This window comes from Malaciobacter pacificus, assembly GCF_004214795.1.
GTDB classification, from domain to species: Bacteria; Campylobacterota; Campylobacteria; order Campylobacterales; family Arcobacteraceae; genus Malaciobacter_A; species Malaciobacter_A pacificus.
The window spans coordinates 2,209,504-2,225,251 of the sequence record NZ_CP035928.1 but is presented as its reverse complement, the minus strand read 5'-3'; the positions used below and the strand labels follow the sequence as shown (position 1 = coordinate 2,225,251).

12 protein-coding genes are annotated in these 15,748 nt (G+C 25.0%); 9 read left to right on the top strand and 3 right to left on the bottom strand.

Features of this window, described 5'->3' with window-relative positions; genetic code table 11:
- Positions 1-23: 23 nt before the first annotated feature.
- From APAC_RS11195 to APAC_RS11165, 7 genes are all read left to right on the top strand, one after another.
- A complete protein-coding gene (locus APAC_RS11195; RefSeq protein WP_130234183.1) occupies positions 24-1,202 on the top strand; it encodes a hypothetical protein in 1,179 nt (392 codons plus the stop codon).
- Between the two features lie 14 nt (positions 1,203-1,216).
- Positions 1,217-1,759: a condensin complex protein MksE gene (locus APAC_RS11190; protein WP_130234182.1), complete on the top strand. Its 543-nt coding sequence runs from the start codon at positions 1,217-1,219 to the stop codon at positions 1,757-1,759.
- On the top strand, positions 1,752-5,387 hold the full coding sequence (locus tag APAC_RS11185) for an ATP-binding protein (protein WP_130234181.1): 3,636 nt from the start codon (positions 1,752-1,754) through the stop codon (positions 5,385-5,387). The genes APAC_RS11190 and APAC_RS11185 overlap by 8 nt, the downstream gene beginning before the upstream one ends.
- A gap of 1 nt (position 5,388) precedes the next feature.
- A complete protein-coding gene (locus APAC_RS11180; RefSeq protein WP_130234180.1) occupies positions 5,389-6,231 on the top strand; it encodes a DUF7281 domain-containing protein in 843 nt (280 codons plus the stop codon).
- Positions 6,232-6,322: 91 nt separating this feature from the next.
- Positions 6,323-8,428 carry a DNA helicase RecQ gene (gene recQ / locus APAC_RS11175; protein ID WP_130234179.1) on the top strand — a complete coding sequence of 702 codons (2,106 nt, stop codon included), beginning with the start codon at positions 6,323-6,325 and terminating at the stop codon, positions 8,426-8,428.
- A complete protein-coding gene (locus tag APAC_RS11170; protein WP_130234178.1) occupies positions 8,428-9,237 on the top strand; it encodes a class I SAM-dependent methyltransferase in 810 nt (269 codons plus the stop codon). The genes recQ and APAC_RS11170 overlap by 1 nt, the downstream gene beginning before the upstream one ends.
- 63 nt (positions 9,238-9,300) lie before the next feature.
- Positions 9,301-10,350 carry a hypothetical protein gene (locus tag APAC_RS11165; RefSeq protein ID WP_130234177.1) on the top strand — a complete coding sequence of 350 codons (1,050 nt, stop codon included), beginning with the start codon at positions 9,301-9,303 and terminating at the stop codon, positions 10,348-10,350.
- A 23-nt stretch (positions 10,351-10,373) separates the two neighbouring features.
- Here APAC_RS11165 and APAC_RS11160 read toward each other — a convergent pair whose 3' ends face one another.
- Positions 10,374-11,639, bottom strand: coding sequence for a methyl-accepting chemotaxis protein (locus APAC_RS11160; RefSeq protein WP_130234176.1), 1,266 nt, complete (start codon positions 11,637-11,639; stop codon positions 10,374-10,376).
- A gap of 9 nt (positions 11,640-11,648) precedes the next feature.
- Positions 11,649-12,761, bottom strand: coding sequence for a glycosyltransferase (locus APAC_RS11155; protein WP_130234175.1), 1,113 nt, complete (start codon positions 12,759-12,761; stop codon positions 11,649-11,651).
- A 91-nt stretch (positions 12,762-12,852) separates the two neighbouring features.
- Between APAC_RS11155 and APAC_RS11150 the strand changes: the two genes are divergently transcribed.
- Entirely contained in the window at positions 12,853-13,626 is a 774-nt protein-coding gene (locus APAC_RS11150) for an NUDIX hydrolase (protein WP_130234174.1), read from the top strand.
- Positions 13,627-13,643: 17 nt separating this feature from the next.
- Here the strand turns inward: APAC_RS11150 and APAC_RS11145 are convergent, their stop codons facing one another.
- Entirely contained in the window at positions 13,644-15,116 is a 1,473-nt protein-coding gene (locus APAC_RS11145; RefSeq protein ID WP_130234173.1) for an OmpA family protein, read from the bottom strand.
- A 137-nt stretch (positions 15,117-15,253) separates the two neighbouring features.
- Between APAC_RS11145 and APAC_RS11140 the strand changes: the two genes are divergently transcribed.
- Entirely contained in the window at positions 15,254-15,640 is a 387-nt protein-coding gene (locus tag APAC_RS11140) for a RidA family protein (RefSeq protein WP_130234172.1), read from the top strand.
- Positions 15,641-15,748 lie beyond the last annotated feature (108 nt).

The window sequence follows — 15,748 nt, the reverse complement described above, 5'->3', positions numbered from 1 at the left end:
GAAAGAAAAATATATAATTTTTTATGTTAACAAATATAGAAACTCTTCTTAGAACTCTTTACAATAATAGACTATTTTTTGAAACTCTTTTCGAAAAAAGAAATCAAATTGTCAAAATATCTGAATTAATAAATGAAAAAATAGATTATGAAAAAATACAGTATTTTAATGAAGTAGAACTAGTGTCTTTAAGCGATGATTTAATAGAACTAGATGATAGATTAATAGAGTTCTTTGAAGAGTTTCTTGATACCTCAAGAGATATAAAAATTGGTGCTATAGATGATATTTTAGAACATCTTGTTTTTCATATATCAAATGTAAAAGAGATAAAAGATTATGAAAAAACAAAAAATGATATTAAAAAAATTAGAAGATATTTAAAACAAATACCTCTTTTAATACTAAAAAATATAATACAACTATCTCATCATATAGGTTTAGTATATAAAACCCAAGAGGATTTTAAATCTAAAATAAACGCTTTAGAGTTTCATAAAACAAGAGTTGAAAAATTGATAATTATAAAGCAAAAAGTACAAAAGATTTTACTTTTAGAAGAGATTTTTTTTGTAAATTCTTATGACAATGAGATACTACAACTTCAAAGAGATTTAAAAATAAAAATGCATGATTTATCTTTATCTTTGATTGCTTTACAAAAAGAGGTTATAGAGTATATTAATAGAAGTATAAAAAAAGTATCTTTTTGGCAAAAAGTTATAAGGCTAAAAGAGTTAAGAGATAATTTTGAATTAAAAGAGAAAACAGATATTTTAGTTTTATGTGAACAAAATATGCCTTTGAAGTTCTCAAATTTAAGCACAAATTTTAAAACAAACCTAAATCATGATTTGATTTATGACTCAAACTATCAAGATATAGTCAAAAAACTCCTAAAAAATAAAAAACTTAAAAAAGTTGAACAGAAATATGCTTCTAAAATTGATGAAGAGTTTTTAAATTCTCAATTTGAACAAAAATATATTATAGATACAGATAGATTAAATAGTGAATTTTTAGCTACAAACTATAATCTTTTTGAGTTTATTTTATATAAAAAGTTCAATGAAAATTTAGATGATGAGCAAAAAATAGAGCTATTTTGTAAGATGTTACTTTTGTATGAAGAGAGTTATGTTTTGCAAAACTCATATCAAGTTTATAATGGTTTTAAATATATTATGGTTTATGCAAAATAAAAAAAGGTGTTAACATGTTAGTTCCAAATAGAACAGATGAGATTTTTGATATTTTAAAATCAGGTAAATTTTTATGTGAAAATTATCCTGAACCTACTCATAGAAAACTTTATTCAATTGTTTATGATAATTATGACTCACTTTATGAGTATTTTTCATATATTGGATATATTTTAAATAAAGAGCAAGATTACTTTTATTTTTCTAAAGAGGAAAATAAATTTCAAATTGAAAACAAGTTAAATAATATTATAAAATTTATTGATTTACTTGATTTTATCCTAGAGTATCAAAATGATTTTTCAGTTGGATATAAAGTATCTCCTTCACAATTATTAGCATCAATAAATGAGAATACTATATTAAAAAATAAACTTTCAAAACTAGATAAAAGAGATGTAACACTTTATCAAAAATGTAAAAAAATTCTTGATGATTTTGTAAGTAAAGGAGTTATGGCAATTGAGAATGAGGAAGAAGAGATATATTTAACTCTAAGCTCATTTAATTATATTCAAAAGTTTTGTGAATCAATAAAAGAGGTAACTAATGATTAAATTAAATCAAGTAGTTTTTATAAATAGTGCCTCTTTTGATTTTGCAAAAGTACAAATAGAAGGAAATACACTTTTTTGTGGAGCAAATGGAGTTGGTAAAACTACTATATTAAGAGCCTTATTATTCTTTTATAGTGCAAATAGTAAAAGACTTGGTATAAATCAATCAAAGAAAAAGAGTTTTCATGAGTATTATTTTGAAAGTTTAAACTCATATTTGATTTATAGATATAAAAATATTCATGGTATAAATTATGTGTTACTTTATAAAACTTCACACTTCTCACCTATAAAATTTAGATTTTTTAGTTCTTACAAAGAGATAGATTTACAAAAGTTATTTATTGAAGATAGTATTGCTTTAAATATTGAAAAAGTTATTGCAAAAATAAGAGAAGAAAAAATAAATATTTCAAATGTAATAGCAAGTGCAAAAGAGTATAGAGATATTTTATATGGACAAACAAGAGAGTATAAAGAGTTTGCACTATTAAAAGCAAATCAAAGTTTTAATCAAATACACAAAACAATCTCAAATATTTTTATAAATTCAAAACTTGATTCGGATGTTATAAAAAAAAGCTTAGTAAGTGATATTGATGATTTTATACCAATTGATTTACAGAATATTTCTTCAAATTTGAGTAGATTTTTAGATGATATTGAAGTTATAGATGAGTATGAGAAAAATGAAGAGAACATAAAATCTGCAATAAAAAATTATAAACAATATTTTGAAAAAGAGCAATTCTTAAAAGATGAATCAAAAAAATTATATGCAGGATTTAACTACTCTTTAGAAAGGCAAGATATTCTAAGTTTAGATATTCAAAACTTAGAAAACGAGATTGAAAGTTTAAATAATAAAAAGAAAAATCTAAAAATAGTAAATGATAAAAAAATTCAAAAACAGAAAAATGAACTAATAATTCTAGATAATACTATTAAAGAGTCAACTAAAAGACAAAATTTTTACAAAGATAAAAATATAGAGAATCTTTTACAAGAGCAATCAAATGAAACTATTTATAAACAAAAACAAAACTCACTAAATGAGGAGATTTTAAGCCTAAGCAAAAAAGGAGAAGAACAAGCCAAAAGTTTTGATAATCTAATAGAAGTAAAGTCAAACGAGACAAAAGCTTTAATAAACAACATAGAAAGAGATAAAAATATTTTAGAAAATGAGTTTTTGAATTTAAAAGAGAAGTATCAAAAAAATAAAGAACAAAAAATAAAAAAAGAGGAAGAAAAATACAATCCTATTTTTAATGAGTTTGAAGCTAAAAAAGAAAGCTTAGAAAAAAAACTAAATGAGATAAATCTAGAAATAAATACAATTTCTTTAAAAGAATTTTTAAAAGATGAAAAAAATATTATCAAAAAAAATCTTGAAAATTATAAAGATAAAATATCAACACTTAATTTAGAAATTCAAAAATCAAGAAATAGTCTTGAAAAACTCGATTTTCAAATCCAAAAAGAGCAAAATCAAGCAGATAAAACTATTGATAAATTTGCATTTTCTTTTAATGAAATAAAAAAAGAGAAAACAAAAGAGATAGAGATTTTAAGAAAAAGATTAGATATAGATGAGGATTCATTTTTAAAGTTTTTAAATGATGAAAAAACTCCAAATTTAACAAAAATAACAACTCTTTTAAAAGATGAGATTCTTTTTTCAAAAGATTTAAATCCAAAAAAAATAGATAATAATTCAACTTTATATGGTTTTGATATAGATATAAAACTTGATAACTCTTATGATGAAGAGTTTATTAAAAGAAGTATAGGAGAAAAAAATATATATTTAGAAAATGAATTATTAAAATTAGAAAAAGAAAAAACAAAAATAAATCAAGATTTGGAAAAATCTATTTCTAAGATTTATAAAGAAAAAAGTGAAATAAATAAAGAGATGGATAAGAACTCAAAAGAGTTAAATAATTATGAAACAAAGCTTTTAAAAGAAAAAAATAAACTTGATATTTTAATAAAAAAAGCAAGTGAATTAAAAAATGAAAAACTAGCAGAATTTAAAATAAAGAAAGAAAATTTAGAATCCGATTTAAAAAAGAACAAAGAAGTATATGAAAATTTAAAAAAAGAGTATCAAAATAAGAGTCAATCTATAAAAACAAACTATACAAAGGAGATAAATCTTCTGATTTCTCAAAAAAATGAAAATCTAGAAAATTTAAAATCAAAAGAGAATATCTTAAAAAATGATTTAGAGAAAAGCATAAATGAGTTAAAAGTTTTAAAACAAAAAGCTTTAAATAAAAGTAGAGTTGATACAAAAACTTTAAATCAAAAAGAGAAAGAGTTAGAAAAATTTAGTTTAAAACTTAAAGATATTGAACAAAACCGTGAAATGGTTTTTGGATATAAAAAAGATAAAGAAGAGTACTTTGATAAAGAAAAACAGATTAAACAAAATAAAAAAGAGTGTGAAAGTAATATAAACGAATTTCAATTAAGATATGAAAAAGAACTAAAAATTCTAAATGATGATATATCAAAAATTACTTTAAAAATAGAAAAATTAAATAAACAACTAGACGAATATAAAGCAAATATTGAAGAATATGAAAAAATTAAAAGTGGAAATTTTTACGAAAATATCAAAATATATTTTGATGATGAGTATAAAATAGATGCTTTTATAGATATTTCAAATATGCAGGCTATTTTATATAGTATAGAAGATGAGTGCAATAAGGCTATAAAAGAACTAAAATCAAATCTAAATAAAATATTTTCAAAGTTTAAATCGCAAAATGTGCTAAATCTTAATGCCCCAAATAGTTTAGAAAAAGAAGAATTGCTTCAAAATACAAAATTACTAAAAGAGTTTTATGAACAAAATAAAATAAAATACTTTAAAGATACACTTTCAAGTACTTATTCTATGAGTTTAAGTTCATATACAAAACAAATCTCTGATTTACTTGATGCAAGTGGAAAAATAAAAGCAACAATATCAAAAATAAATCAAAACCTAAAAGATTTGCAAAATATAAATGTTATAGAAAAAGTTGAATTAAAACATGAAAAAAGTGATGATAAAATTGTACAGATTTTAGAAGAATTAAAAGATGAATACAATAATAACAGCTTTGTAAATGAAGTGAATTTATTCAACCCACTTGGGGCTGATAGCAGCTTTAATAATCGTATCTTAAAGCTTTTTAGAAAACTTAATGAATATCTTTTCAAATATAATAAAAAAGAAATTTTAGACTTAGAAGATAGTTTTATTTTAGAATTTCGTGCAATTGAAAATGGACATGATACAGGATTTGTAAGAGTTTTAGATGATATTGGTTCAAATGGAACAGATGTGATGGTAAAGGTTATGGTTTATATTGCTATGTTAAATCTTTCAAGAAAAAGTGCTCAAAAAGATAAAAATGAAGAGATTTATTTACACTGTATTTTAGATGAAATAGGAATATTGTCTCCTAAATATTTAAAAGAATTGATAAGCTTTGCAAACTCACAAAAAATAGAATTTTTGAATGGAGCTCCTGATGAAAAAATTGTAACAACATACAAAAGAGTATATTTGTTAAATACAACAAAAAATCATAAAACTTTAGTAAATGAAATAATTTCAAAGATATAAAATGAAAATATCAAGTGCAAAAATAATAAAAAAATTAATCTTAGAGAATGAGTTAAATGCAAGTGAATTAAAAGATAAAAAACTTTTAGAAGAATTAATACAAGAGCAAATAATCCATCTAAAAAGATTAAGTACAAGAAAAGCGAAGATAATACTTTTATATAAAGATAGATTAAATTTATTTTTAGAAAATAAATACAAAATAAAAAATCTAAATGAGTATATAAATACGATAAATAAAAAAGAGATATCAAGATCAGAACTATCTAAAATTACAAGTAATACAAAATCAAAAAAAACTAATGTACAAAAGGGTATTTATCTAAATAGTTTAGAAAATATTGAAATTATAGTAGATAATGAAAAAATACAAGTAAATTCGATACTAAATGGCTCAATTTTTATAAATCACCTATCAAAGATAGAAGTAAATAAAGATATTCTGATAGTAATAGTAGAAAATTTTGAAAACCTATTACAAATAAAAAAACAAAAATATCTATTTGAAATCTATAATAAAAAAATACTATTTATTTTTAGAAATTCAGCTATTTACGAATACTTAAAATATTTTGAGAATGAAATAATATATTTTGGAGATATAGATTTAGCTGGTATTTCAATATATTTAAATGAAATTAAATCCAAAATTTTAAATCATTCATCTTTTTTTATTCCACAAAATTTAGAAGAGTTACTCGAAAGTGCAAATTCAATCTTGTATTTTAACCAGTATGATAAGTATAAAAATCTTAAAAGTGATGAAAAATATTTAGAAAACTTAATTGCATTAATTAATAAATATAAAACAACCGTAGAACAAGAAGTATTGATATTAAATTAAGATGTAATAAAATACTTTGGTTTAATTTTATTTTTTATTATTTGTAATTAAATCAATTACCCCTTAACTGAAATTTTGATAATATCAGTGCATGAATAACAAATACAAAATACTAAAAGAGACTTTTGGACATGATGGGTTTAGAAGTTTTCAAGAAGAGGTTGTCGATACTATTTTAAACAAACAAGATGTATTGACAATCTTACCTACTGGTGGTGGAAAATCACTTTGCTATCAACTTCCAACATTACTTATGAGTGGAGTTACTGTTGTAATCTCCCCACTTATTGCACTTATGCAAGATCAAGTAAAAGCTTTAAATGATTTAGATATTAGTGCAGAAATGATAAGTTCATCACAATCAAATGATGAAAATAGTTTTACAATGCAAAAGCTTTTAAATAGGGATTTAAAGTTTATCTATGTAGCTCCTGAGAGATTTACTTCAAATGAGTTTGTAGGAGTTCTACAAAGAGTAGATATAAACTATTTTGTAATAGATGAAGCTCACTGTGTATCTGCTTGGGGTCATGAGTTTAGAGCTGAGTATAGAAATCTTGATAGATTAAAACAGTTTTTCCCAAATACACCAATTGCAGCATTTACTGCAACTGCTACAAAAAAAGTACAAGATGATATTTGTGCCTCACTAAACTTAGTAAATCCAAGACTTTTTAGAGCAAAAACGGTAAGAGATAATTTAGATATAAAAGTTGAACCACGAATAGTAAATGGTAAAACTCAAATACTAAACTTCCTAAAAGAGCATAAAGGCTTATGTGGAATCATCTATACCTTTACTAGAAAAGAGGCTGAATCAACTGCGCAGTTTCTAAGTGAAAGTGGATATAGCGCAAAAGCTTATCACGCAGGTTTAAGTCCACAGATTAAAGACGAAGTATATGAGGATTTTGTATACGAAAAGATTGATATAGTTGTTGCAACTATTGCTTTTGGAATGGGAATTGATAAATCAAATATTAGATTTGTTATACATACAAGCTTACCAAAAACACTAGAAAACTATTATCAAGAAATAGGGCGAGCTGGAAGAGATGGAGAGATGTCTTATGTGTATTTACTTTATTCTAAAAGTGATGAGGTAAAAAGAAAGATACAAATTCAAGAAGCAATAGATGATAGTTATACCCAAACTGGACTTGAAAAACTAGAAGCCATGTATAGATACTGTGTATCAAATAATTGTCGTCATAAACTAATAGCAAAGTATTTTGAAGATGAGATAGAAGATTGTGAAATTTTATGTGATAATTGTACAAAAGGTGAAGTTGAGCAAGTTGATGTAAGTGTTGAGGCTCAAAAGTTTTTAAGTGCAGTATATAGAAGTGAACAAAGATTTGGGACAAACCATATCATAGATATTTTAAGGGCTTCAAAAAATCAAAAGATATTAGAATTTGGACATGATAAGCTTAGTGTTTATGGACTTGGAGTTGATAAAAGTAAAAATGAATGGATAGCAATAGTTGATAAACTAATAGATATGCAAGCTTTGGATTTAGGTGAGTTTAGAGCACTGAAAATCACAGCTTTAGGTATGCAAATATTAAAAGGAAAAGAAAAACTGCTAATAGATAGTGATAAGTTAGGAATCGCTCAAAAGGTTGAACAAAGCGAAGAAGTACTTAGTTTTGATGAGCAATTATATGAAAGATTTAGAACACTTAGACGTGAAATAGCCCAAGAGCATGAAGTGCCAGCTTATGTGATATTTGGGGATAAGAGTTTAAAAGAGTTTGCTTCAAAACTTCCAGTTACTAAAGGAGAGATGTTAGATATAAATGGAGTTGGTTTAGTAAAGTATGAAAAGTATGGAGAGCCATTTATAAGACTTTGTAGTGAAATAAAAGAAGAGTTTAGTGAAAAACTAAAAGAAAAAGCACCACTAAAAAAACTAACAAAAACTTATCTTGATACTTATGAATTGATTTTAGAAGGTAATAGTGTAGAAGAAATAGCTCAAAAAAGAGACTTAGGAATTACTTCTATTTTATCTCATATCTCACTTTTAAATGAACATGAAAAAATACCAGATGAGAAAAAGCAAGAGTTATTACAACCGCTTCAAATACCAAGTGAGATAAAAAACTGGATAGAAGAAGGAATAAAACTTGATAGTTTAAAACAGTTAAGACAACACTTATATTTATACGAGTATTTATCAAAGGAATTATAATGATATATGAAAAATTTGAAGATATAGATTTTAATGAGCTTTATGTAAAACAAAAAGAAAAAACATCATTTAAAGCCAAAAATAGTGATGATTGGGATAAGAAAGCAGATTCAATGAATCAAAGAGTTCATAAATCAATTTATAATGAAGAGTTCCTAAATATCTTAAATCTAGATGGAATAGAAACACTATTAGATGTTGGATGTGGAGTTGGAAATTTATCTTTAAAACTCGCACCAAAGTTAAGTCAAGTATATAGTTTAGATTACTCAAAAGGTATGCTTGAAGTATTAAGAAAAAATGCTACTGAACAAAATATTACAAATATCAAAACGATAAATAGCTCTTGGTATGACTCATGGGAAAATATTCCAAATGCTGATTTAGTAATAGCTTCTAGGTCAATGGAAGTAAAAGATATGAAAGAAGCACTTACTAAACTAAATGATAAAGCAAATAAAAGAGTTGCAATTTCATATAAAGTTGGTGGTTCTTTTGTATCACAAGAGATATTAGATGTTTTAAAAAGAGAAATTATCAAAAAGCCTGACTATATTTATGTGCTAAATATTTTATACTCTATGGGAATAAATGCAAGTGTAAATTTTGTGCGAAGTGAAGGGCGAAATACAATATATACTTCAAAAGAGAAGTTTATTCAATCAGTTTCTTGGAGTATTGATGGGCTAAGTGATGATGAGGTTAGTAGACTATCAGAATATTATGAGGGTTTAGATATAGATAAGAAAAATGAGGCTGATTTTGTATATTGGGCAGTAATTTCTTGGGAAAAATGTATTAAATATTAAAAATGAGTCATTTGTGAGTCATTTCTTTGTTACAATGTTTTATTTTATAAACAGGGGAATATAATGACGAAAATCTTTTTTTCTATTTTGTTTGCTTTTTTAGCAGTTTCTTTAAACGCAAAAGAGAATGAAACTTGGCTATACAAAGGGAACTCTTTGTCTTTTGGTTGTTTTACTTTTCAAGATGATTTTGTGGAATCTTATCCAGATTATTACCAAACACAGTTTAGATTGAATAAAGCCTATGAGGATGATTTTACATCTAATCCAGGAAAATATTTTGAAGGAAATATTAACTGGTATAAAAAGCAAGCTTATGGTATAGATATTGAAAGTTACGGATATGGATTAGCTGCAGTAAATTTAAAAGAGTGTTTATCAAAAAAACAAGACTTTTTAGAAGATTATCAAGTTAGAGAATGGTTGTCAAAAGATACTTGTAAAAAATTAGCACCTAATCTTGATGCAACTTGTAAAAAAGCTGCTTATGTAGTAGTTATGAATAAATATGGTGGTTCAGGAAATAGAGCTTTTATGTATGTATATGGAGAGTTTGATAAAGATGGAGAGACGTTTATTGTTCCATTAAAAAAATTTAATCACTATAAAGATGCAGATAGATTTGTAAAAAATGAAAACAAAAAAAGAGACTTAGTTTCATCAAATGATAGTATTGATTTAAAAACATCACATGAAATTGTTGGTAATAAGCTTATTTTAACTGTAAAATCAAAAAATTTAGTTGATAATGGAAAAGGAGGAATTTCTATCTCTTTCCCTCAATTTCAAACTACAAAAAGAATAATCAAAAGTGAAAAAATAGGTTTTGATAATGTTAACCTTTATAAAAAAGGTACAAAGATTTGGAATAGAGAAATTAGAAAAACCGTTAGGTCTTCTTATCTTTTAAGTGAAGGATGGACAAATAAATGGAGAGCTAATGAAGAAAAAATTATTAAACTAGTAGTTGATATAAGTAATTTAGATAAATTAGTTGTTCATGTTAGAAGTAATATTATTAATGGTAAAAAAGAGTATGTAAATCCAGTTGATTCTACTTATTATAATCAGCAAGGTTACTATGACAAAATTTTAAATATCTCTTTAAGATAGATACTAAAAAAGATAGAATGAATTTAACTTTTTGAGTTAAATTCATCTCTTCCAAAGAAGTTTGTTTTATTTGTATCAACAACCATTCTTTTAGCCATTTCATGATTGATATTTGCAACTTCTAAAGTATTTTGAGCTCTTGTAGCATTTTCTTGAGTTGATTTGTCAAGTTGAGCAACTGCACTATTAATTTGCTCAATTCCTCTTTCTTGCTCTTTTAATGAATTTGAAACTTCATTTATAATTACTTTTGTTTTATCGATATTATCATTGATACTTGTATATTCATTAATCATATCATTTGAAGCTGTTTTACCTTGTTTTGTAACTTCACTAGCATCATTAACTAATTTTTTGATTTCACTTGCAGCTTCTGCACTTCTACTAGCTAGATTTCTAACTTCTTGAGCAACAACTGCAAAACCTTTTCCAGCTTCACCAGCAGTTGCAGCTTCAACGGCTGCATTTAATGAAAGAATATTAGTTTGGAATGCAATTTGGTCTATAACAACAATTGCTTCTTCAATTGCATTAGTTTTTTCATTAATTTTATCCATTAATGAAGCATTCTCTTTTGCATTTGAAAAACCTTTTTCAATAGAACTACTTAATTCATCTGAGTAAGTTAACATATCATGTACATTTTTATTATTGTTAATAACTGTACTTGTAATCTCTTCAATTGCAGCAGCTGTTTCTTCTAATGTAGCAGATTGTTGGATTACACTATTTCCTAAAGAATCCATATTTGCTTTTAGTGAATCAGAGTTTGCATTTAATTTAGTGTTATTTTTTAAACTACTAAGAAGCATTTTTGATATTTTGATATTTACTTGATTAATTTCATCAATTAACTCTTTTAAGTCATTATTGTATTTATTTTCTATTTGGATTGTAAAATCATTGCTATTATATTTTTCCATGAAATTTTTTATTGAATCAATTGTTTCTCTAAATTGATTTAGAGTTGTATTGATATTTGTTGCAATTTTTTGAAGTTTTTCATTTGAAGAAGTACCTTTAACTCTTAAATCATACTCTCCTATGCTTGACTGATAAGATACTTCAAGTATCTCATCTAATATCTCTTCATCATAATTATCAATTCCCTTTTCTTCAATAAAAGTCTCTTTTTCTTCTTTTTTATTATTTATGAAGTTTATAGAGATCATAGAAATAACAGCAATTACTCCAAATAAAATAGATAATGTATCTTGATTTGAATTAATTAAAACTATTATTGTAGATATAATAGCAATTAGTGATAAAATTAATAAGTTTTTGTTCATTTATTTTTCCTATAGTATATTTAACTGATGTGCTAAATCTGCTGCAATTCTTTCATAGTTTCTAACTGATAATAGCCTATTTTGACCATTTATACCAACTTGTGTTACATCCTCTTTTGAAAGAGAAATAATATATTCTAATTTTTCTCTTATTGAGTCTTCATCAAAATTTACAAACCAAGCACTAATATTATCTTCAAATATAGAGTTATTATTTTCATTATTACTCATAATACAAGGAATAGCACTAGAGTAATAATCTAAAACTTTCATAGGTGTTGAACTATTGAAGAGTTCAATATCAGGTAAAGCAGCTAATCCTATATCAGCTTTTGCAATCACATCAAGTAACTCTTTTCTTGTTTTTGTTTCAAAAATCTCTATATTATCTTTTAATAAAGAGTATTCATCAAGTAATTTTTGTAAATATTCTGGGTCTTTTGTGGAAATCATAAGTTTATAGTTAGAACTATTTATGTTTGAAAAAGCCTCTAAAATAGTTTCAAATTCTCTTAACTTATCTAATGTACCTGCATAAAAAAATCTTTTTTCACTACCAGTATGTTGAATATTCTGTGTTAAATTATCAGGGTCAATAGCAGAAGGAATTACAAAGCTTCTTGTTTTTACATCTTTAAAATAATCATCTTTCATCTTAAAAGATGTTGGTAAAAAGATGTCACATTCATTGATTAGATTTATTTCAGAATAAGTCTTAACTTTATTTGAAATAACATCAAGTAAAGATTTTTTATTATTAGCTTCATCTGTTTGAAGTTTTGCAATTCTTTTTGGAAAGGATAATCTAAATCCAACTTTAAAGTTATATTCATTTTTCTTTTTTAATACTTCTTTTAATAAATCAGTACTATTTCTTACAACTACAAAATCAAAAGTAGATAAATCTATATCTGCATTTTCTAATTCTTTGATTAAATTACCTTTGAATTTCTCAGGAATAATTATTGTTCCATTATCATGAACTTCAATATCAAATTTATAATCAGAAAAAAATGTAGTTTGTATATCAAAATGTTTTGTTAAATATTTTTGAAATAAAGGGCCTATAAAACTATGATCTGTAAATTCATTTTGGTCTGTTATATATAAAAATTTACTCACTTTAACTCCTTTAATTTTTCCTAAAGATTTTAACACTAGATAGTTGCACGAAAAAAGCATTAATTAATTATATTCTAGTTATCATGGATTTATGAAAAATACAAGTGTAGAAAACATTGGGTGTTTTAAAACTATTTTAGACCCATATAATGGTATAACAATCGACTCTAAAGATTTACCAAAACAGATAGAAGAATTTGAGATAAACCTTGATTATTTAATAAATGAAACTATCAATAAAAGGTTTTTAATTTGGATTTATATACCAATTGAAAAGTCAGATTTTATAAAAATAGCTACTAACAAAGGATTCTTTTTTCACTCGTGTGCAGAAAATTATATTTTAGTTGTAAAGAGATTAAAACAAAATGCAATAATTCCAACAGCTGCAAATCATACTTTAGGCGTGGGGGTTGTTGTTATAAATGAAAATAATCAATTATTAGTTATAAAAGAAAGAATCTCAACTGTAGGCTATAAATTGCCTGGTGGTCATATTGATGATGGGGAGATGATATCAACTGCTGCTACTAGAGAAGTTTTAGAAGAGACAGGAATAGAAGTTGAGTTTGAGTCTATAATATCTTTAGGACATTTTTATCCACATCAATTTCATAAATCAAATTTGTATATACTTTGTAAAGCAAAACCCATTAGTCATGAGATAAATATTCAAGATAGTGATGAAATAGAAGATGCAAAGTGGGTTGATGTAGATGAATATTTAGTTGATGAAAATGTTCTTGATTATTCTAAAGCTATAGTAAAAGCTGCTATTTCAAATAAAAGTTTTATTAGAGAAAATGAAAAAGTCTTAAGTCATATAAATAGAGATTTTGAACTCTTTTTCCCTAAGAAAAACTAGAGAAAATCTCTAGTTTTTTAGTAAATACACTGGTTATTTACGTATTTTCCTTTTCTATCCATACAATTCATCTCTTCTTTTGAGATTCTTGAGAAGTTTGTAATAGATTGTTTACCATTTGACCATGTTGTAGTTGCATTAAAGTTATTCGTATTACCTTTAATATATGCATCTATTTCTCCACCATTTTTCCAGTCCATAAAGATTTTTTGTGTTGAATTATTATATTTCCACACAATTTTCTCATCTCTATCTACTTTTCCACTTCCAAAGAACTCAGCTGCATAAGCTGTATTATTTGCATATAATTTTATATATAAGTGATATTGGTCGTATGTTCTTTTATTATCAGTCATTTTATAATAACCAACAAAAGAGTTTTTATCTGCATATTTAACATTTACTGGTTTTGAGAAGTTAGCATTGTTGATTAAATCTACATTTAATCCACCACTTTTAATAATATGTGCTTCAACTCTTCTATTTTGGAATTTACCATTTCTTGTAGAATTTGATGCAATTGGAGCAAGTTCTCCATAACCAATAGCATAAATTCTATTTTCATTTACACCATGTTTTAGTAACTCTTTTCTAACTGATTGAGCTCTTTTTTCAGATAGATTTTTATTATATTTCTCTTTACCTTCTGAGTCTGTATGCCCTTGTATTTCAACTCCATAGTTATTGTTTTTTAAGTAGTTAGCTAATTTTTTAATTGGCTCTTGATACTGAGATTTAACTTTACTTGAACCTGAATCAAAGTTGATTTTAAAATTATAAACACCTGATGTCCAACTAGAATCTTTAATATTTAGTTCATCTGTAATTTTATCAAGAACTTCATTTAGTTTACTACCATCTTCAGCTTTGAAATATACACCTTTCCCCAAAACTAACTGTTTTAATTGATACTCAATTTTTGAATCAACAGAATAACCAATTACAAAAATATTAATTCTATCTCCAAAGATTTGTTTTAATCTTTGTGCTTCATAAACTGGATTTCCACCACAAGTCTCTTCTCCATCACTAATAATTACTATATTGATATTTTTATCAATATTACTCATCATCTGACCTGTTTTTCTAATAGACGCAGCAAGAGGAGTATTTCCATTTGGAATAATATTATTCGCAGCAGTGATAATATTGTTGAAGTTATTATTACTTGGTTCTACAAGTAATTTTGTACTATAACAACCATTTGAAAAGTTAACTAAACCAGCGTTAGTTTTTGTAGGGTCAAGTTTTAATGAAATATCTTTGATGATATCTTTGGCTGCTTCAATTTTAACCAAACCATAGTCATCTTTTCCGTTCATACTTCCTGATCCATCAAGAATCATTAAAAATACATCTTTATCAGAAGTATATTTCTTGTTAAAGTCTTTAAATGGGTTTAATTTTTGTAGTTCATTCATGTTTACATTAACACATCCTGTAAATACAAAAATTGCCAAAATAGACAATAAAAAGCTAATTTTTTTCATTTGTTTCCTTTGTCGATAAATTATACTAAATTATTCTATCTAAAGAATGTCTCACAAATGACTCATTTTTGAATTATTTTACAAATAAAAGTAACTAAATAGTATAATTTCTTTTTTAAATATTATAAAGGAATAAAATGAAAGAAATAATTTCAACTAATAAAGCTCCATCTGCAATTGGACCATATAATCAAGGTACATCTTTTGAAAAGTTAGTATTTTTATCGGGACAAATTCCATTAGACCCTGAAACAATGGAATTAGTAGGTGGTGATGATATTCAAGCTCAAACAAAACAAGTAATGGAAAATTTAAAAGCAGTATTACAAGAGGCAAACTCTTCTTTTGAAAATGTACTTAAAACTACTTGTTACTTATCTGATATGGATAATTTTGTAGCATTTAATGAAGTATATGCACAATATTTTCAAGCCCAAACTGCACCTGCAAGAGCAACTGTAGCAGTGAAAACTTTACCTAAAAATGTTTTAGTTGAAGTTGATGTAATTGCATTTAAAAACTAGAGTTTTTCTCTAGTTTTTTCTTCTTTTTTTGTTATATTTCCCTTTGAATTTATTATATTGAGTCATTTCTGAGACAATTATATGTTATTATTTAGTAATTAATATGAT